The sequence below is a fragment of the Kitasatospora sp. RG8 genome, assembly GCF_017813315.1.
In the GTDB taxonomy this organism is placed as follows: Bacteria; Actinomycetota; Actinomycetes; order Streptomycetales; family Streptomycetaceae; genus Kitasatospora.
This window is the reverse complement of sequence record NZ_JAGIYX010000012.1, coordinates 48,609-66,145: the sequence shown is the minus strand read 5'-3', so window position 1 is coordinate 66,145 and position 17,537 is coordinate 48,609. Positions and strand designations below refer to the sequence as shown.

Sequence of the window (17,537 nt, the reverse complement as noted above, 5' to 3'; positions counted from 1 at the left end):
GACCCGCAATCAGGGTCGAGATGGATAGGGTGCGGCGATCATGCGGATACGTCACACAGAACAACCAACAACCGGGCACATCGGCGAGAGCGAGCAGGACGCACTTGAGCTCCGCGCGGAGCTGGACGAGTTATTCCGGGCCAGGCAGTACGCCAACCAGCGCGAACGCCGCCTCAGGGAGGCCGTGCGGGCCCTCCCGGAGCGGCAGCGGCCGGACGGGGAGCTGTTGCGGCAGCTGGACCAGGCGCGGACGCTGCGCGAGGACCTCGGCGCGCGCTGCATCGAACTGACCGAGCAGCTCACCGCGTTGGAGGGCCGCCTGCGCCAGCCGGCCCCGCGGCAGGGCGACACCGCGCCCCGTCAGGGCGGCCCCGCGCCCCGTCAGCCCGCCGGGGCCGGCTTCCCGGACGGCGTGTACGAGGAAGCGTCCGCCCCCGGAACGCCACCACCGGCACCCCCCGCCACCGGGGCCCGCTTCGACAGGCCCCAGCCCCAGCCACGGCTCCAACCCCCGCCGCACCCCCAGCTCCAGTCCCAGCCCCAACCCCAATCCCGGTCCCGGTCCGAGCTCCGACCCCAGCCCCAGCCCCAGCCCGCGGAGACCGCAGGGGCCACGGCGGCGCCCCCTCCGCCGCCGATCCCCCGGAGCACCCAGGGCCCCCGCCGCCGCTCCCCCTCCGAACTCGCCGCCCTCGCCGAACAGGTGACCGCCCTGCACCGCCAGGGCGCCGCCCACGCGTACACCGCCCTGCTGGACGAGGCGGCCACCCTGCTCCTCCCGCAGGACACCGCCCACCTGACGGGCCTGCTCGCCCGCGGCGGCCCGCCCGACGCCTCCCTCCTGCTGGCCCGCGGCGCGGCCCGGAGCACCCCCGCGCAGGCCGCCGGCACGCTCGCCGAGTTGCGCCAGGCGGGGCTGGCCGCCGAGGCGGCCGAGCTGTTCCACGCCCTGTGGAGCTACCCGGTGGCCGCCCTGCCCGCCCTGCTGGCGGCGCTGGAGCGGGCCGGGCAGCACGCGGACGGCGCCACCCTGCTCTGGGAGTGGGGATCCGCACCGACCGCCGAACTGGCCGCGCTCGCCACCGCACTGGAGCGCGGCGGCCGGTCCGGCGACGCCCGGGCGCTGCTGCGCCAGGCCGCGGGCCGGCCCACCGCCGATCTCGCCGCGCTGGCCGGCTCGCTCCCCGCCCCGCTGCCCGCCGCCCTGCTGCACGACCTGGCGGCGCTGCGCCCGTCGGCCGAACTGGTCGCACTGGCCGCCGCCCTGGAGCCGCACCGCGAGCTGTACGGCGCCCTGCTGGCCGCCCTGACCGCGGACGAGGTCCGCCACCGCAGCACCCTCGCCGCCCTCCGCACGGCCGGCCTGCCGACGACCCAGGCCGCCCCGCCCCGCTCCCGCTGGGGGAGGCGCTAGGGAGCCGGCCCCGCAGGACGCAGGGAGCCCCCGCCCGCCCGAAGGCGAACGGGGGCTCCCCGGAGCAGAACCGGACGTCAGCAGCCGATCAGCCGCGCCGCCAGGTACGACTTCACCTGGTCCAGCGAGACCCGCTCCTGCGACATGGTGTCGCGGTCGCGCACGGTCACCGCGTTGTCCTCAAGGGTGTCGAAGTCGACGGTGACGCAGAACGGCGTGCCGATCTCGTCCTGGCGGCGGTAGCGCTTGCCGATCGCGCCGGCGTCGTCGAACTCGACGTTCCACGCGGTGCGCAGGTCGGCGGCGAGGCCGCGGGCCTTCGGCGAGAGGTCGGCGTTGCGCGAGAGCGGCAGCACGGCGACCTTGACCGGGGCCAGCCGCGGGTCGAGCCGCATGCCGACGCGCTTCTCCATGACGCCCTTGGCGTTGGGCGCCTCGTCCTCGAAGTAGGCGTCGATCAGGAAGGCCAGCATGGCGCGGTTGAGGCCCGCCGCCGGCTCGATGACGTACGGGAAGTACCGCTCGCCGGACTCCTGGTCGAAGTACTTGAGGTCCTGGCCGGAGGCCTCGCTGTGCACCGTGAGGTCGTAGTCGGTGCGGTTGGCGACGCCCTCCAGCTCCGAGAACTCCTGGCCGCCGAAGTTGAAGCGGTACTCGATGTCCACCGTGCGCTTGGCGTAGTGGGAGAGCTTCTCCTTCGGGTGCTCGAAGAAGCGCATGTTCTCGGTCCGCAGACCGAGGTCGACGTACCAGTCCCAGCGCTGCTGGAGCCAGTAGTCGTGCCACTGCTCGTCCTCGCCCGGCTTGACGAAGAACTCCATCTCCATCTGCTCGAACTCGCGGGTGCGGAAGATGAAGTTGCCGGGGGTGATCTCGTTGCGGAAGCTCTTGCCGGTCTGGGCGATGCCGAACGGCGGCTTCTTGCGCGAGGTGGTCTGGACGGCCTTGAAGTTGGTGAAGATGCCCTGGGCCGTCTCCGGGCGCAGGTACGCCAGGCCGCCGGCCTCCTCGGTCACGCCGAGGTGGGTCTTCAGCATGCCCGAGAACTCCCGGGGCTCGGTGAAGGAGCCCTTGGTGCCGCAGTCGGGGCAGTTGATGTCCATGAGGCCGTTCGGCGGCGGGAAGCCGTGCTTGGCCTCGTACTTCTCCTCCAGGTGGTCGGCCCGGTGGCGCTTGTGGCAGGAGAGGCACTCGGTCAGCGGGTCGTTGAAGGTGGCGACGTGGCCGGAGGCCTCCCAGACCTCGCGGGCCAGGATCACCGACGAGTCGAGGCCGACGACGTCCTCGCGGGCCTGGACCATCGCGCGCCACCACTGGCGCTTGATGTTCTCCTTCAGCTCGACACCCAGCGGCCCGTAGTCCCAGGCGGCGCGGGTGCCACCGTAGATCTCGCTGCAGGGGTAGACGAAGCCACGGCGCTTGCTCAGGCTGACGATCGTGTCGATCTTGTCGGCGGCCACAGTGCTCTCTTCAGTACGACGGCACGGTCAGGGCACGGCTGGTTGCGCGTACCCGAATACCTCAGGTTACCGGCCATACGGGTACGGGGTTCAAATCGGTATTGCCCGTGCTCCCCCGCCCATCGGAATCCCCCGGCTCCTCCCACTCGTCGTCACCCCTTGTTCACCCGTCCGAGTGATTTGACAATCATTTCCATCTAACCTGAGAATGGTTGTCATGATGATCCGACGACCCTCCCGCACCGCCATAGCCCTGACCGCCACGGCCCTGTCCGCCACCCTCCTCCTCACCGCCTGTGGCGGGGACAGCAGCGCCAAGGGCTCCGGCGGCAAGCTGGACGTCGTCGCCTCCTTCTACCCGATGGAGTACCTCGCCTCGCAGATCGGCGGCGAGCACGTCAAGGTCACCGACCTCACCGCGGCCGGCGTCGAGCCGCACGACCTGGAGCTCACCGCCAAGCAGGTCGCGAACGTCAAGAAGGCCGGCGCGGTCGTCTACCTCAAGGGCCTCCAGCCCACCGTGGACAAGGCCGTCGCCGACTCCGGCGCCAAGCACGTGATCGACGCCACCGCCGCCAGCCCGCTGGTCGACCACCACCTCGGCGAGGGCCACTCCGAGGGCGACGGCCACGACCACGCCGAGGCCGCCGGCGACCCGCACCTCTGGCTCGACCCCACCCGGTACGCGGCGGTCGCCAGGAGCGTCGGCGACGGGTTCGCCAAGGCCGACCCGGAGCACGCGGCCGACTACCGGAAGAACACCGACGACCTGGTCAACAGGCTCACCGCCCTGGACCAGGAGTTCCGGGACGGCCTGAAGGACGCCGGGACCCGGACGTTCGTCACCAGCCACGCCGCCTTCGGCTACCTCGCCGAGCACTACGGCCTCACCCAGGTCGCCATCAACGGCGTCGACCCGGAGTCCGAGCCCACGCCGGCCCGCCTCGCCGAGGTCCAGAAGGCCGCCAAGGAGCACGGCGTCACCACGGTCTTCTTCGAGACCCTGGTCAGCCCCAAGCTCGCCGAGACCGTCGCCAAGGACCTCGGCCTCAAGACCGCCGTCCTGGACCCGCTGGAGGGCGTCAAGGACAGCTCCAAGGACGACTACCTGACGGTGATGAGGCGCAACCTCGCCAACCTCCAGGCCGCCCTCGGCGCGACCACCCCCGCAGGCACTCCCGCGAGCACCCCCGCGGCCGCCGCCACCACCCCGGCCGCGTCCACCCCCGCGACCACCAGCTGACGGGACGACAGCACCTCATGGCACACCCGACACCCCCGGCCGTCCGCCTCCACGACGCCGTCGCCTCCCGCGGCGGCCGGCCGGTGCTGCGCGGCGTCGACCTCACGGTGAACCCCGGTGAGGTCGTCGCGCTGCTCGGCGCCAACGGCTCCGGCAAGTCCACCACCGTCAAGGCCGTGACCGGCGCCGTGCCGCTGGACCAGGGCGGCCTTGAGCTGTTCGGCACGCCGTTCGCCAAGTTCCGCGCCTGGCACCGGATCGGGTACGTCCCGCAGCGCACCACCGCCGCCTCCGGCGTCCCGGCCACCGTCCGCGAGGTGGTCTCCACCGGGCGGCTGCCGCAGCACGGCCTGCTGCCGTTCCGCCGCAAGGACCGCGCGGCGGTGGACGGCGCGCTGGCCGCCGTCGGCATGCTGGACCGGGCCGGGGACGGCGTCGCGGACCTCTCCGGCGGGCAGCAGCAGCGGGTGCTGATCGCCCGCGCCCTGGTCGGCTCCCCCGACCTGCTGATCATGGACGAGCCGATGGCCGGGGTGGACGCCGCCAGCCAGCAGGTGCTCGCCGACACCCTGCGCGCCGAGGTCGCGCGCGGCGCCGCCGTCCTGCTGGTGCTGCACGAACTCGGGCCGCTGGAGCCGCTGATCGACCGTGCGGTGGTGCTCCGCGACGGCTGCGTCGCCCACGACGGCCCGCCCGTCCCCAACACCGGGCTGCACGCGCTCCCCGGGCACGACCACGTCCACCCGCACGAGGACCTCCACCACACCCAGGGACTGCTGGCATGACCGAGATGCTCCAGTACGACTTCATGCAGCGGGCGCTGCTCGCCGCCGTCCTGGTCGGCATCACCGCGCCCGCCGTCGGCATCTACCTCGTCCAGCGGCGCCAGGCGCTGATGGGCGACGGCATGGGCCACGTCGCGATGACCGGCGTGGGCCTCGGCTTCATCTTCGACACCAGCCCGGTCTGGATGGCCGTGCTGGTCTGCGTCCTCGGCGCCGTCGCCATGGAACTGGTCCGCTCGCGCGGCAACCAGCGCGGCGACATCGCGCTCGCCATGCTCTTCTACGGCGGCATGGCCTGCGGAAAGCTGCTGGTCTCGAAGTCCGCCCAGGCCGGCGCCGGCTCGCTGGAGTCCTACCTCTGGGGCTCCATCCTGACCGTCACCCCGGCCGACCTCACCACCATCGGGATCCTCGGCGCCCTGGTGATCGCCGTCACCGTCGGCCTGCGCCGCCAGCTCTTCGCGATCTGCCAGGACGAGGACTTCGCCCGGGTCACCGGCCTGCCGGTGCGCTTCCTCAACCTGCTGCTCGCCGTGATGGCCGCGGTCACCGTCACCGTCGCCATGCGGGTCGTCGGCCTGCTGCTGGTCAGCGCGCTGATGGTGGTCCCGGTGGTCGCCGCCCAGCAGCTCACCCGCTCCTTCGCCGCCACCCAGGCCGCCTCCATCGGGCTCGGCGTGGTGGTCGCCCTGGCCGGCGTCACCGGCTCGTACCACCTGGACGTCCCCTCCGGCCCGGCCATCGTGCTGCTCGCCATCGCCGTCTTCGCGGTCTTCAGCGCGGTCGCCGCCCCGCTGGCCCGCCGCCGGCACCGGGCGGCGGGCGAGTCCGGACCCCGGGTCTGCGACGTCCAACTGCCCGGGCAGAGCCCGGCCGACGCAACCTCTCCGGAGCGCGGTGCGGGGCTGGCACAATGAGGTGCGAGACGCCCACACACCCAGGAGGACCCACGGTGACCACCGCAGGCCCGTCGCCGCGCGCCCGATCGACCCGGCAGCGTGCCGCCGTCTCGGCAGCCCTGGACGAGATCGAGGACTTCCGCAGCGCGCAGGAGCTCCACGACATGCTCAAGCACCGGGGTGACTCGGTGGGCCTGACCACGGTCTACCGCACCCTGCAGTCGCTCGCCGACGCGGGCGAGGTGGACGTGCTGCGCACCGCCGACGGCGAGGCGGTCTACCGCCGTTGCAGCAGCGGGCACCACCACCACCTGGTCTGCCGGCACTGCGGGGCCACCGTCGAGGTCGAGGGGCCGGCCGTCGAGCGCTGGGCCAACTCGGTCGCCGCCGAGCACGGCTTCAGCGACATCGCGCACACCCTGGAGATCTTCGGCACCTGCGCGGAGTGCGCCAAGAAGTCCTGAGCGCCGAACGCCGGAGGGCCCGTGGGACGCGTCCCACGGGCCCTCCGGCGTACCGCCGGCACGGCGGGCGCCGGCTCAGCGCTGCGCGGGCACCTCCGGCGCCACCTCGTTCGGGATCGCCCCGCCGAAGCGCCGGTCGCGCATCGCGTACTGCTCGCAGGCCCGCCAGAGGTCCCGGCGGTCGAAGTCCGGCCAGAGCACGTCCTGGAACACGAACTCGGCGTACGCGGACTGCCAGAGCAGGAAGTTGGACGTCCGCTGCTCGCCGCTCGGGCGCAGGAAGAGGTCCACGTCCGGCATGTCCGGGTGGTACAGGTACTTGGCGATGGTCTTCTCGGTGACCTTCTTCGGGTCCAGTCGGCCCGCGGCGACGTCGGCCGCGATGGCCGCCGTGGCGTCCGCGATCTCGGCCCGGCCGCCGTAGTTGACGCACATGTAGAGCGTGACGGCGTCGTTGTCCTTGGTCTGCTCCTCGGCGACCTGGAGCTCCTGGACGACGCTCTTCCAGAGCTTGGGCATCCGGCCGGCCCAGCGGATCCGCACGCCCATCGCGTCCATCTCGTCACGGCGGCGGCGGATGACGTCCCGGTTGAAGTTCATCAGGAACTTCACCTCGTCGGGCGAGCGCTTCCAGTTCTCGGTGGAGAACGCGTACAGCGAGATGTTCTTCACGCCGAGCTCGATCGCGCCCTTGAGGACGTCCAGCACCACGGACTCGCCGACCTTGTGGCCCTCGGTGCGCGGCAGCCCGCGCTCCTTGGCCCAGCGGCCGTTGCCGTCCATCACGATCGCGACGTGGCCGGGGACCAGCTCACCGGGGATCTTCGGCGGCTCGGCACCGCTGGGGTGCGGGGTCGGGGGGAGGTACTCCCGCTGCTTGCCGCCGCCGAAGAGCCGTCGCGCTGCCATGTGCTCACTTCTCCACGTATCTCATCGAGCGGATGCCCCGCTCCAGGTGCCACTGCAGATAGGCCGCGACCAGGCCGCTGCCCTCCCGCCAGTACCTCGGCTCGCAGGTGTCGGCCGTCTGCCAGTCCCCTGACAGCAGCGCCCCGAGCAGTACCAGTGTCTCAGGGGAGGGTACGGCACATCCGGGCACTCGGCAGTCCCCGCAGAGCACACCGCCCGCCTGGAGCGAGAAGAACCGGTTGGGGCCCTCCAGTCCGCACTTGGCGCAGTCGGTGAAGCTCGCGCCGTACCCGTTGACCGCCAGCGAGCGGAGCAGGAAGGCGTCCAGCACCAGGTGCGACTCGTGCAGCCCGGCGGCCAGCGTGCGCAGGCCGCCGACCAGCAGCAGGTACTGCTGGACGGCCGGCTCGCCCTCGTTCTCGGCGAAGCGTTCCGCCGTCTCCAGCATGGCCGTCCCGGCGGTGTAGCGGCCGTAGTCGGCGACGATCGGGCCGCCGTACGGCGCGATCGTCTCCACCTGGGTGCAGAGCGGCAGGCCGCGGCCGACCAGGTCGCTGCCGCGGCTGAAGAACTGCACGTCCACGTGCGAGAACGGCTCCAGCCGGGCGCCGAACTTGGACTTGGTCTTGCGCACCCCGCGCGCCACCGCACGGACCTTGCCGTGCTGGCGGGTGAGCAGGGTGATGATCCGGTCGGCCTCGCCGAGCTTCTGCGCCCGGAGCACCACGCCGTCGTCCCGGAACAGACTCATGCGCCCACCTCGCTGCGCTCGGCAGGGGCATTCGCCCACACGCACCTGCCGACGACTCGCTCGCTCCGCTCACTCATGCGCCCACCTCGCTGCGCTCGGCAGGGGCATTCGCCCACACGCGCCTGCCGACGACTCGCTCGCTCCGCTCACTCATGTGCCCACCTCGCTCATACAGCCCACCTCGGGGCCGGAGACGGGCGGGCGGGCGTCGAACAGTGTGGACATCCCACCATTGTCGCGCAGGAACGGCGGCAGCCGTGTGGCCCGCACCAGGGCCCGTTGGGGGGCGTGCCCCGAGGGGTGCGGGTCACGGCGGGCCCGAGAGGGGGGTCGGGCCCGTTTTGTGGGGGTCTTCGAGGGTGGAACCGGGACGGCGGGGAGGTCCGGGGGCTGGGGCCGGCTCTAGGTCTGGGTCTGGGCCGGGTCTAGCGGGAGGCGCGGGTCGCCGCCTCCAGCAGCGCCCCGACCGTGGCCTGCGGCAGGTCCAGGCAGCGCCCGACCGCGGCCAGCACCTCGCGCTCCTGCGGCAGGTAGCGCCCGTCGGCGAGCGCGATCGCCGCGCCCTGCAGCAGCAGCAGCTCCCGGCCCTGGTGGGCGAGGTGCGGGGCGAGCGGTTCGAGGACCGCGTGCAGCTCCACGGCCAGGCCGCCGGCCTCCCCCAGCCCCCGGCCGGGAGGCGCCCCGACTTCGTGGGCGTCGTAGAGCTCGCCGCCGAGGCCGGAGAGCGCGGCCAGTGCGGCCAGCACCTGGGCCTCGCCGCAGTCCTCGAAGCCGGCGTCCCGGACGGCCGCGCAGGCCGCCTCGCGGGCCGCCCGGTGCGCGGTGCCGCCGGCGGCCAGCACGGCCAGTGCGACGGTGTACCGGGCGTCGCGCAGCATCGAGCCGAGGCGGACGCAGGTGGGCTGTTCCAGGCTCTCCACCCCGTACCGGCCGTGGCAGGTGGTGCACTGCACGCTGCCGAGGACCGGACCGAGCGGCAGTAACGGGGTGCCGAGCAACCGCAGCCACCGCCGGCCGTGCTGCCGGCGGTAGTTGCGGTCTCCGCCACAGCCCGGGCAGAAGAAGTCACCGAGAACGTCAGTCCGCCACCGCGGGCGAACACCCCACAACCCTGTCACGGCGCCACTCCCCAGACATGGCAGGCGGCCTGCACAACTATGGGCAGGTCACGCGACCGGACACCGAGGCCGTCCCACCGACCCGGCTTTCCGGTGCGTCGATGTTGCCATGGTTACCGGCACGTGTCAGTACCCCGAACGGCCCGGAACCCGAAAAAATGTGGCGCAGGACACAGTGCGCACGCCCTCGCCGCCCGCGGGCGCCGCGAACGCCGCCGGGCCGCCCCGGAGGACGGCCCGACGACTTCCACCCGTACGAACTACCCGCGCTGCAGGCGGTTGACGGCGCTGATCATCGCCTTCAGCGAGGCCAGCACGGTGTTGCCGTCGATCCCGACGCCCCACAGCACCTTGCCGTCCACGGCGCACTCGACGTACGCGGCGGCCTGGGCGTCACCGCCCTCGCTCAGCGCGTGCTCGGCGTAGTCCAGCACCCGGACGTCCACGCCGATCCGGGCCAGCGCGTCGGCGAAGGCGGACACCGGGCCGTTGCCGGTACCGGCCAGGGTGACCGGTACGCCGTCGACCACGGCCTCGGCGGTCAGCGCGTCGCGGCCGTCCTCGGTGGTCAGGCTGCGCGAGCCGGCCAGCGAGATCCGGCCCCACGGGTTGTCGGTGGTCGGCAGGTACTCGTCCTGGAAGACCGCCCAGATCGCGGCCGGGGTGACCTCGCCGCCCTCGGCGTCGGTCTTGGCCTGGATGATCCGGGAGAACTCGATCTGCATCCGGCGCGGCAGGTCCAGCTTGTGGTCGTTCTTCAGGACGTACGCGACACCGCCCTTGCCGGACTGGCTGTTGACCCGGATCACGGCCTCGTACGTGCGGCCGACGTCCTTCGGGTCGATCGGCAGGTACGGCACGCCCCACGTGTGCTCGTCCACCGGCACCCCGGCCGCCTTCGCGTCGGCCTCCAGGGCGTCGAAGCCCTTCTTGATCGCGTCCTGGTGCGAGCCGGAGAAGGAGGTGTACACCAGGTCGCCGGCGTACGGGTGGCGCGGGTGCACCTCCATCTGGTTGCAGTACTCGGCGGTGCGGCGGACCTCGTCGATGTCGGAGAAGTCGATCTGCGGGTCGACGCCCTGCGAGAACAGGTTCATGCCCAGGGTGACCAGGTCGACGTTGCCGGTCCGCTCGCCCTGGCCGAACAGGCAGCCCTCGATCCGGTCGGCGCCGGCCATGTAGGCCAGCTCGGCGGAGGCGACGGCGGTGCCGCGGTCGTTGTGCGGGTGCACCGACAGGCAGACGTACTCGCGGCGCGACAGGTTGCGGGACATCCACTCGAACTGGTCGGCCTGGACGTTCGGGGTGGCCCGCTCGATGGTGGCCGGCAGGTTCAGGATGATCTCGCGGCCCTCGCCCGGCTGCCAGACGTCCATGACCGCCTCGCAGACCTCCAGCGCGAAGTCCAGCTCGGTGTCGACGAAGATCTCCGGAGAGTACTGGTAGCCGAAGACGGTGTCGTCGCCCAGCAGCTTCTCCGCATACTCCATCACCAGCCGGGTGCCGTCGGTGGCGATCGCCTTGGTGGCCGCCTTGTCGTTGCGGAACACCACCCGGCGGAACAGCGGCGCCGTCGCGTTGTACAGGTGGACGGTCGCGCGCGGGGCGCCGACCAGCGACTCGACGGTCTTCTCGATCAGCTCCTCGCGGGCCTGGGTCAGCACCGAGATGGTGACGTCCTCGGGGATCGCCCCCTCCTCGATCAGCGACCGCACGAAGGCGTGGTCGGTGGCCCCGGAGGACGGGAAGCCGACCTCGATCTCCTTGTAGCCCATCGTGACCAGCAGGTCGAACATCTTGCGCTTGCGGGCCGGCGACATCGGGTCGATCAGCGCCTGGTTGCCGTCCCGCAGGTCGGTGGACAGCCAGCGCGGCGCCTTGGTGATCACCTTCGAGGGCCAGGTGCGGTCCGGCAGCTCGACGGCGCCGAACGGCAGGTAGCGGTCGTGGCGCATGCCCGCGGGCTGCTGGCGCACGGTCGCGGCGGTGATCGGGGTCGGACGGTCGACGAACGCGCGGGCGGCGGGGATGGACACGGCGGAGCTCTGCTCGGTCATGGAGGTGACTCTCGGCTTCCTGTGGATGCGAGGCTTGTCGGGGCGAGGTGGACACCCGACTGGCCGGCCTGCTGCCGCTCACGACCCCTCATCGGGTCGCCCGATTCCTACGCGCACAGCACAGTCCCCGCGGCGAGGGAGCCGGCCCTTGGTGGACTACAGGCCCTCGACGCGGCAGCTAAGAAGAAGCAGCCCGTTGCGCATGATGTGCTCCAGCGTAACCGAAGGCCGCGCGCCCCCGAAGTGAGCCGGGCGGACATTCCACCCCTTGAGACGCCGCCGGTTCTGTCCATGCCAGTGACAAGTGGTCACCGAAGCCTCACCCTAGGCCACATGACTGCCGCCGCGCCGTTGTGCACGATCGTCCCGCCCTACGTCCTGGACCGCCTCGCCGAGGACGGTCACGAGCCCGCCGCCCGCTCCCTCGCTCTGGACGCCGTGCACCGCACGGCCCGCCTCACCGCCGCCCCCGCCCAGCCCGGCTCCGCCCGCCTGGACCGGGTGATCGGCGACGCCGGCCACACCGAACGGGTGCCCGGCCGCACCGTCCGCCGGGAGGGCCAGGCGCCCGTCCGGGACCAGTCCGTCAACCACGCCTACGACGGCCTCGGTGCCACCTTCGCGCTCTTCGCCGACGCGTACGGGCGCCGCTCGATCGACGACCAGGGCCTGCGCCTGGACGCCACCGTGCACTACGGCCTGCACTACGACAACGCCTTCTGGGACGGCCAGCGGATGGTCTTCGGGGACGGCGACGGCGAGGTGTTCGGCGACTTCACCGCCTGCGTCGACGTCATCGGCCACGAACTCACCCACGGCGTCACCCAGTTCACCGCCGGACTGGAGTACCGCGGCCAGTCCGGCGCGCTCAACGAGTCCGTCTCCGACGTCTTCGGCTCGCTCGTCAAGCAGTACGCGCTCCGTCAGGACGCCGCCGACGCGGACTGGCTGATCGGCGCCGGGCTGCTCGCCCCCGGCGTGCAGGGGGTGGCGCTGCGCTCGATGAAGGCGCCCGGCACCGCGTACGACGACCCCCGGCTCGGCAAGGACCCGCAACCGGCCCACCTGCGCGACTACGTGCACACCGCCCAGGACAACGGCGGCGTGCACATCAACTCCGGCATCCCCAACCACGCCTTCTACCTGCTGGCCACCGCACTCGGCGGCCCGGCCTGGGAGCGGGCCGGGCGGATCTGGTACGACGCGCTGACCGGCCGGCGGCTGGCCGCCGACGCCGACTTCCCCGCGTTCGCCCGGGCCACCGTCGCGGCCGCCGGGGACCGCTACCCACAGACCACGGTCGCCGACACGGTCACGGCGGCCTGGGCGCAGGTCGGCGTCAGCACGGCCTGACCCCGGGCACCGGCACCGCCTGACCCCGGGCGCCGGGCACGGCACCGCCGTGCCCGGCCGGGGTCCGCGGCCCCGGTTGAGCCCGGGTTCAGCCGGGCTTAAGGCCCGCAAAGGTCAAGGTCCGGAAAAAGCCCGGCAAACAACCATCCCTGCGTAGCACCATGGACACCATGCGTATCCAGGTGACCCGGACCGGCGGCCTCGCGGGGCTCGTCCGCCGCGCGGAGCTCGACACCACCGAGCGGGTGGACGCCCCGCACGTCCACGCGCTCGCCCGCGAGGCCGTCGCGGGCGGGCTCCGGTCGCCCTCGTACGGGGTGCCGGACGGCTTCCACTACGAGATCACGGTCGACGGCCGGACGGTGCACTGCGCCGACCCCAAGCTCACCGACTCCCAGCGGGAGCTGGTCTCGCTGGTGCTGCGCGAGGGCGCGTAGGCCCTCCAGGCCCGCCCCGCGCAACACCCCGGACCCTCGGCCGCCGGACGGGACGACCGGCCGAACGGCGAGGGCCCGCCCGGACGCGATCGTCCGGACGGGCCCCTCTGCCGGGTCCCGCAGGGTCAGAAGCCCAGCTTGCGCAGCTGCTTCGGGTCCCGCTGCCAGTCCTTGGCGACCTTGACGTGCAGGTCCAGGTAGACCGGGGTGCCGAGCAGCGCCTCGATGTGCTTGCGGGCGGTGGTGCCGACGTGCTTGAGCCGGGAGCCCTTGGCGCCGATCACGATGGCCTTCTGGCTCTGCCGCTCGATGTAGACGTTGGCGTGGATGTCCAGCAGCGGGCGGTCCGCCGGGCGGCCCTCGCGCGGGATCATCTCCTCGACCACGACGGCCAGCGAGTGCGGAAGCTCGTCCCGGACGCCCTCCAGCGCCGCCTCGCGGATCAGCTCGGCGACCATGATCTGCTCGGGCTCGTCGGTGAGGTCGCCGTCCGGGTAGAGCGGCATGCCCTCCGGGAGCAGCTTGGTGATCAGCTCGGCGACCAGGTCCACCTGCTTGTCGCCGACCGCCGAGACCGGGATGATCTCGGCCCACTCGATGCCCAGCTCGACGCCGAGCTGCTGGATGGCGATCAGCTGCTCGGCGAGCCGCTTGGAGTCGACCAGGTCGGTCTTGGTGACGATGGCCACCTTGGGGGTCTTCTTGATCTCGGCAAGTTCCTTGGCGATGAACTTGTCGCCGGGGCCGAGCTTCTGGTCGGCGGGCAGGCAGAAGCCGATCACGTCGACCTCGGCCCAGGTGGAGCGGACCAGGTCGTTGAGGCGCTCGCCGAGCAGGGTGCGCGGCTTGTGCAGACCGGGGGTGTCGACCAGGACGAGCTGGGCGTCCGGGCGGTGCACGATGCCGCGCACGGTGTGCCGGGTGGTCTGCGGACGGTCGGAGGTGATCGCGACCTTCGTCCCCACCAGGGCGTTGGTCAGGGTCGACTTGCCCGCGTTGGGCCGGCCGACGAAGCACGCGAAGCCGGAGCGGTACGAGGAGGAAGGGGCACTCATGCGGTCCATTCTCCCTGATCACCGGGAGCGCGACGGACGCGGCCGCCCGAACGGCCTCCGCTCAGCCCTTGTCGCCTCCCCCGAGCGACGTCAAACCCATGATCAGCACCAGCAGCAGGAAGGCCACCGAGCCCCAGAGCCAGAACGGCGAGCCGGTCTCCTGCCACTTGCCCATCCCCATCACGCCCAGCAGCAGCCCCGCGAAGAACGCGTACGGCCCCATCTCCCCAGCCCCCTCACCGCGACCCACTCCCGGTGAGATTATCTGCCGAACGCAGACGGCGGAGCGCCCGGGGTTTCCACCCCGGGCGCTCCGCCCGCCGGGCCGCTCAGCGGGCCTCGGCCGCCACCTTCAGCGCCCCGTCCGGCCCGGCCAGCAGCACCGGCGTCCCGGCCCCGCCGAGGTCCCGCACCGCGGCCAGGTCGGCCTCGGCGGGCTCGCCGGCCTCGCTCACCACGGCCGCCGCCTCCAGCGACTTCGCACCGCTGGCCACCGCCATCGCCACCGCCGTCTGCAGCGCGCTGAGCCGCAGCGACTCCAGCGCGACCGTCCCGGCCACGTAGGTGCGCCCGGTCTCGTCACGCACCGCGGCCCCCTCCGGGACGCCGTTGCGGGCGCGGGCGGAGCGGGCCAGGGTGATGATCTTCTTGTCTTCGGGGTCGAGCTCGACGATGTCACTCATGCCCAGGAGCATAGGCGCGCCGTGCCGCCGGGAATGAGACCGCCCCGGCAGGGCTCCTCAGCCGTCCACGCGCTCCAGCACGACCACCGGGACCGTCCGCCCGGTCCGGCCGGCCAGCTGCTCCAGCACCGGCAGCGCCCCGGTCTGCGTCGCCCAGAGCCGGTCGCGCTCCTCGCCGTCCGCCAACGGGCGCGCCACCGCGGCGAACGCCTCGCCCCCGACCTCGACCCGCACGGCCGGCTCCGCCAGCACGTTGTGGTACCAGCCCGGGTGGTCGGTGCGCCCGCCGTTGGCCCCGAACACCACCCAGCGCCCGCCGTCCGCCAGGTACGCCAGCGGCGAGACCCGCGGCTCGCCGCTGCGGGCCCCGGTGGTCGTCAGCAACAGCAGCGGCAGACCCTCGAACCGGCCGCCGACCACGCCGCCCCGGGCCCGGAACTCCTCGATCACCTCACGGTTCTGCGCCACCCGCTCGTCCGTTCCGGCCATCGCCGTCTCCCCTCCCCTGCCGCCCGGTGCTCCGGTGCCCCGGGCCCTGCCGTCAGGCTAGCCGCGCGCGAACCGCCCCGCAGGCGGTCCGGGAAGCCGGGCCGCCGCGGGGCGGTCGCCTTGCGGGGAGGGGGGAGGAGCCGCGCGGGCTCAGTGTCCGATCGGGTTCGGAGGCCCGGGACGCATGATCTTGACGAAGGTCTTGGGACCGGACGGCAGCGGCTCCTCACGCGCCGCGCGGTCACGCCAGTACGGGTTGTCGTGCGGCAGGTGGCTGCTGACCCTGCCGTACATCCCGAACGTGGTGAGCACCACCCCGAAGAGGAAGGCGAACAGCACGTTGGCCATCCGGAAGTTCAGGATGTTGGCGTCCGGCCGGCCGAGCACCGTGAGTCCGTAGAAGCCGGAGAGCACGAACAGCACCCCGACCACCATGTTCAGGTTGGCGGCGAAGTTCCCTCCGACCACGGCGCCGACGACGAGGATCGCGCCCGCCACGATCGAGAGGATGCTCAGCGCCCCGTTGGTGGACAGCCCGGCGACGTTGCTGCCGTGGGTGGAGAGGAAGCCCGAGTGGTCCGCCAGCCCGAGGCAGCCGAACACGATCAGGAAGACACCCCCGAGCCCCGCCCCGATCCGCCAGACCGTGACGAGCTTGTGGTCGACGGGCAGTTCGTCTTGCAGCTTCATGGCGACCTCCGCCTAGCTGTAGGGGTGGCTTCCTTGCATGTGCGGCACCTCGTGCATGTACAGCGAGCCGCACTGCTGGCAGCACCGGAGCCCGGTCCCCCACTCCTGCTCCGGCCGGGTGTCGGCGTCGTCCGGCATGGTGCGGCCGCACAGGGCCGTGGCGGGATCGCCGTCCCGCACCACGTGCCAGACCTTCACCCCTCCCGCGGTCCCCTGCGGGCCGTACTCCGCGCGCAGTAGATGAGTCATGCCTTCATCGTCCAAGCCTCTCCCCGCCCCGGCAACCTCAGCCGGGCCGTTGCCCGGACACCGTCCCCGCAGCCCGCGCCAATGGACTCCGGAGCGGTGACAAAGAGCCCCCTGCCCCGCCCCAACGGGGCGGGGCAGGGGGCTCCGGATGCTACTCGCCGGCCTCCGCGGCGGCCTCGGACGCCCGGCGGACGGGGATCGCGACCATCGAGCCGATCCGGTTGCGGCGCCCGGCCGAGCTCTCCGCGGTGAGGCGGATCGCGGTCAGGTCGGTGACCGCCTCCTCGGGGAGCGGGATCTCGCACGACGAGCCGGGGATCGGCACCCGCCCGAGGTGCTTGGCGAGCAGGCCGCCGACGGTCTCGACGTCCTCGTCCTCCAGCTCTATCCCGAACAGCTCGCCGAGGTCCTCGACCAGCAGCCGGGCGGTGATCCGGTACGAGCCGTCACCGAGGTCCTCGACCGGCGCGATCTCCCGGTCGTACTCGTCGGTGATCTCGCCGACGATCTCCTCCAGGACGTCCTCGATGGTGACCAGCCCGGCGGTGCCGCCGTACTCGTCGATCACGATCGCGACGTGCGAGCGGCGCTGCTGCATCTCGCGCAGCAGGTCGCCGGCCGGCTTGGAGTCGGGGACGAAGACGGCCGGGCGCATCACGCTGCCGACCTCCTCCGACTCGGCCTCCCGGTTGATGTGGGTGCGGCGGACGAGGTCCTTGAGGTAGACGATGCCGACCACGTCGTCCTCGTTGTCGCCGACCACCGGGATCCGCGAGAAGCCGGAGCGCAGCGCCAGGGTGAGCGCCTGGCGGACGGTCTTGTGCCGCTCGATCATCACCAGGTCGGTGCGCGGCACCATCACCTCGCGGACGATGGTGTCGCCGAGTTCGAAGACGGAGTGCACCATCCGGCGCTCCTCGTCCTCGATCACGTCGTTCTTCTCGGCGAGGTCGACCAGGGAGCGCAGCTCCGCCTCGGAGGCGAACGGGCCCTCCTTGTACCCCTTGCCGGGGGTCAGGGCGTTGCCGAGCAGGATCAGCAGCCGCGGGATCGGGCCGAGGATCCGGGCCAGCGGCAGCAGCACGAAGGAGGCCGCGGTGACGGTGGTCAGCGGGTGCTGGCGGCCGATCGTGCGCGGCGAGACGCCGACCGCCACGAAGGAGACCAGCACCATCACGCCGAACGCCAGCAGCACGGCCTGCCAGGTGGTCTCCAGGTTCCGCACGCAGACCACGGTGACCAGGACGGCCGCCGCCATCTCGCTGGCCACCCTGATCAGGGTGGCCAGGTTGAGGTAGCGGATCGGGTCGGAGGCCAGGGTCAGCAGCCGGGCCGAGCCGCGCCGACCGGCCCGGACGGCCTCCTCCGCACGGAACTTGGAGACGCGGGAGATGCCCGCCTCGGCGCACGCGGCCAGCCAGCCGAGGACGACGAGCAGCACGGCACCGAGGATGAAGCTCGTACTCTCACCACTCACAGGG

General features: G+C 72.5%; 19 protein-coding genes. 7 read left to right on the top strand and 12 right to left on the bottom strand.

The annotated features are described in order from the left end of the window. The first annotated feature begins 40 nt into the window (after positions 1-40). Entirely contained in the window at positions 41-1,414 is a 1,374-nt protein-coding gene (locus J5Y04_RS19455) for a hypothetical protein (RefSeq protein ID WP_209413343.1), read from the top strand. Between the two features lie 77 nt (positions 1,415-1,491). Here the strand turns inward: J5Y04_RS19455 and J5Y04_RS19450 are convergent, their stop codons facing one another. Beyond that, positions 1,492-2,874 (bottom strand): glycine--tRNA ligase, encoded by a 1,383-nt coding sequence (locus tag J5Y04_RS19450; RefSeq protein ID WP_209413341.1) that lies wholly within the window; start codon positions 2,872-2,874, stop codon positions 1,492-1,494. Between the two features lie 217 nt (positions 2,875-3,091). Here J5Y04_RS19450 and J5Y04_RS19445 point away from each other — a divergent pair, with 217 nt between their 5' ends. The 4 genes from J5Y04_RS19445 to J5Y04_RS19430 are packed head-to-tail and all read left to right on the top strand — an operon-like array spanning position 3,092 to position 6,265. After that, the gene (locus tag J5Y04_RS19445; RefSeq protein ID WP_209413340.1) at positions 3,092-4,117 is read left to right on the top strand and encodes a metal ABC transporter substrate-binding protein; all 1,026 of its coding nucleotides are present in this window, start codon (positions 3,092-3,094) and stop codon (positions 4,115-4,117) included. A 17-nt stretch (positions 4,118-4,134) separates the two neighbouring features. Continuing rightward, positions 4,135-4,902, top strand: a complete 768-nt coding sequence (locus J5Y04_RS19440; RefSeq protein ID WP_209413338.1) for a metal ABC transporter ATP-binding protein — start codon at positions 4,135-4,137, stop codon at positions 4,900-4,902. After that, a complete protein-coding gene (locus J5Y04_RS19435) occupies positions 4,899-5,819 on the top strand; it encodes a metal ABC transporter permease (protein WP_209413336.1) in 921 nt (306 codons plus the stop codon). The genes J5Y04_RS19440 and J5Y04_RS19435 overlap by 4 nt, the downstream gene beginning before the upstream one ends. 35 nt (positions 5,820-5,854) lie before the next feature. Beyond that, positions 5,855-6,265: a Fur family transcriptional regulator gene (locus tag J5Y04_RS19430; RefSeq protein WP_148645224.1), complete on the top strand. Its 411-nt coding sequence runs from the start codon at positions 5,855-5,857 to the stop codon at positions 6,263-6,265. 75 nt (positions 6,266-6,340) lie between these two features. Here the strand turns inward: J5Y04_RS19430 and J5Y04_RS19425 are convergent, their stop codons facing one another. The 4 genes from J5Y04_RS19425 to leuA all read right to left on the bottom strand — a co-directional run bounded on the left by J5Y04_RS19425 (position 6,341) and on the right by leuA (position 11,100). Further along, on the bottom strand, positions 6,341-7,174 hold the full coding sequence (locus J5Y04_RS19425; RefSeq protein WP_209413334.1) for an isoprenyl transferase: 834 nt from the start codon (positions 7,172-7,174) through the stop codon (positions 6,341-6,343). Between the two features lie 4 nt (positions 7,175-7,178). After that, positions 7,179-7,925 (bottom strand): DNA repair protein RecO, encoded by a 747-nt coding sequence (recO, locus tag J5Y04_RS19420; RefSeq protein WP_148645222.1) that lies wholly within the window; start codon positions 7,923-7,925, stop codon positions 7,179-7,181. Positions 7,926-8,350: 425 nt separating this feature from the next. After that, positions 8,351-8,923, bottom strand: a complete 573-nt coding sequence (locus J5Y04_RS19415) for a TerB family tellurite resistance protein (protein ID WP_245205062.1) — start codon at positions 8,921-8,923, stop codon at positions 8,351-8,353. Between the two features lie 380 nt (positions 8,924-9,303). Then, complete coding sequence (gene leuA, locus J5Y04_RS19410) at positions 9,304-11,100, bottom strand: 2-isopropylmalate synthase (protein WP_209413332.1); 1,797 nt, start codon at positions 11,098-11,100, stop codon at positions 9,304-9,306. A gap of 333 nt (positions 11,101-11,433) precedes the next feature. On the opposite strand from leuA, the gene J5Y04_RS19405 reads away from it, so the two are divergent. Then, positions 11,434-12,453 (top strand): M4 family metallopeptidase, encoded by a 1,020-nt coding sequence (locus tag J5Y04_RS19405; protein WP_209413331.1) that lies wholly within the window; start codon positions 11,434-11,436, stop codon positions 12,451-12,453. Positions 12,454-12,623: 170 nt separating this feature from the next. Continuing rightward, positions 12,624-12,890 carry a protealysin inhibitor emfourin gene (locus J5Y04_RS19400; protein ID WP_148645218.1) on the top strand — a complete coding sequence of 89 codons (267 nt, stop codon included), beginning with the start codon at positions 12,624-12,626 and terminating at the stop codon, positions 12,888-12,890. 125 nt (positions 12,891-13,015) lie between these two features. On the opposite strand, the gene era is transcribed toward J5Y04_RS19400, so the two are convergent. From era to J5Y04_RS19365, 7 genes are all read right to left on the bottom strand, one after another. Beyond that, positions 13,016-13,945 carry a GTPase Era gene (gene era / locus J5Y04_RS19395; protein WP_209413330.1) on the bottom strand — a complete coding sequence of 310 codons (930 nt, stop codon included), beginning with the start codon at positions 13,943-13,945 and terminating at the stop codon, positions 13,016-13,018. A gap of 61 nt (positions 13,946-14,006) precedes the next feature. After that, positions 14,007-14,168 (bottom strand): hypothetical protein, encoded by a 162-nt coding sequence (locus tag J5Y04_RS19390; protein ID WP_209413328.1) that lies wholly within the window; start codon positions 14,166-14,168, stop codon positions 14,007-14,009. 106 nt (positions 14,169-14,274) lie between these two features. Continuing rightward, a complete protein-coding gene (locus J5Y04_RS19385; RefSeq protein ID WP_209413326.1) occupies positions 14,275-14,628 on the bottom strand; it encodes a cytidine deaminase in 354 nt (117 codons plus the stop codon). 57 nt (positions 14,629-14,685) lie between these two features. After that, positions 14,686-15,117 (bottom strand): nitroreductase/quinone reductase family protein, encoded by a 432-nt coding sequence (locus tag J5Y04_RS19380; RefSeq protein WP_209413324.1) that lies wholly within the window; start codon positions 15,115-15,117, stop codon positions 14,686-14,688. A gap of 150 nt (positions 15,118-15,267) precedes the next feature. Beyond that, positions 15,268-15,807, bottom strand: coding sequence for a DUF4383 domain-containing protein (locus tag J5Y04_RS19375; RefSeq protein WP_209413323.1), 540 nt, complete (start codon positions 15,805-15,807; stop codon positions 15,268-15,270). A gap of 12 nt (positions 15,808-15,819) precedes the next feature. Then, positions 15,820-16,056, bottom strand: coding sequence for a hypothetical protein (locus J5Y04_RS19370; protein ID WP_148645213.1), 237 nt, complete (start codon positions 16,054-16,056; stop codon positions 15,820-15,822). A 151-nt stretch (positions 16,057-16,207) separates the two neighbouring features. Further along, positions 16,208-17,533 (bottom strand): hemolysin family protein, encoded by a 1,326-nt coding sequence (locus J5Y04_RS19365; protein WP_209413321.1) that lies wholly within the window; start codon positions 17,531-17,533, stop codon positions 16,208-16,210. Positions 17,534-17,537 lie beyond the last annotated feature (4 nt).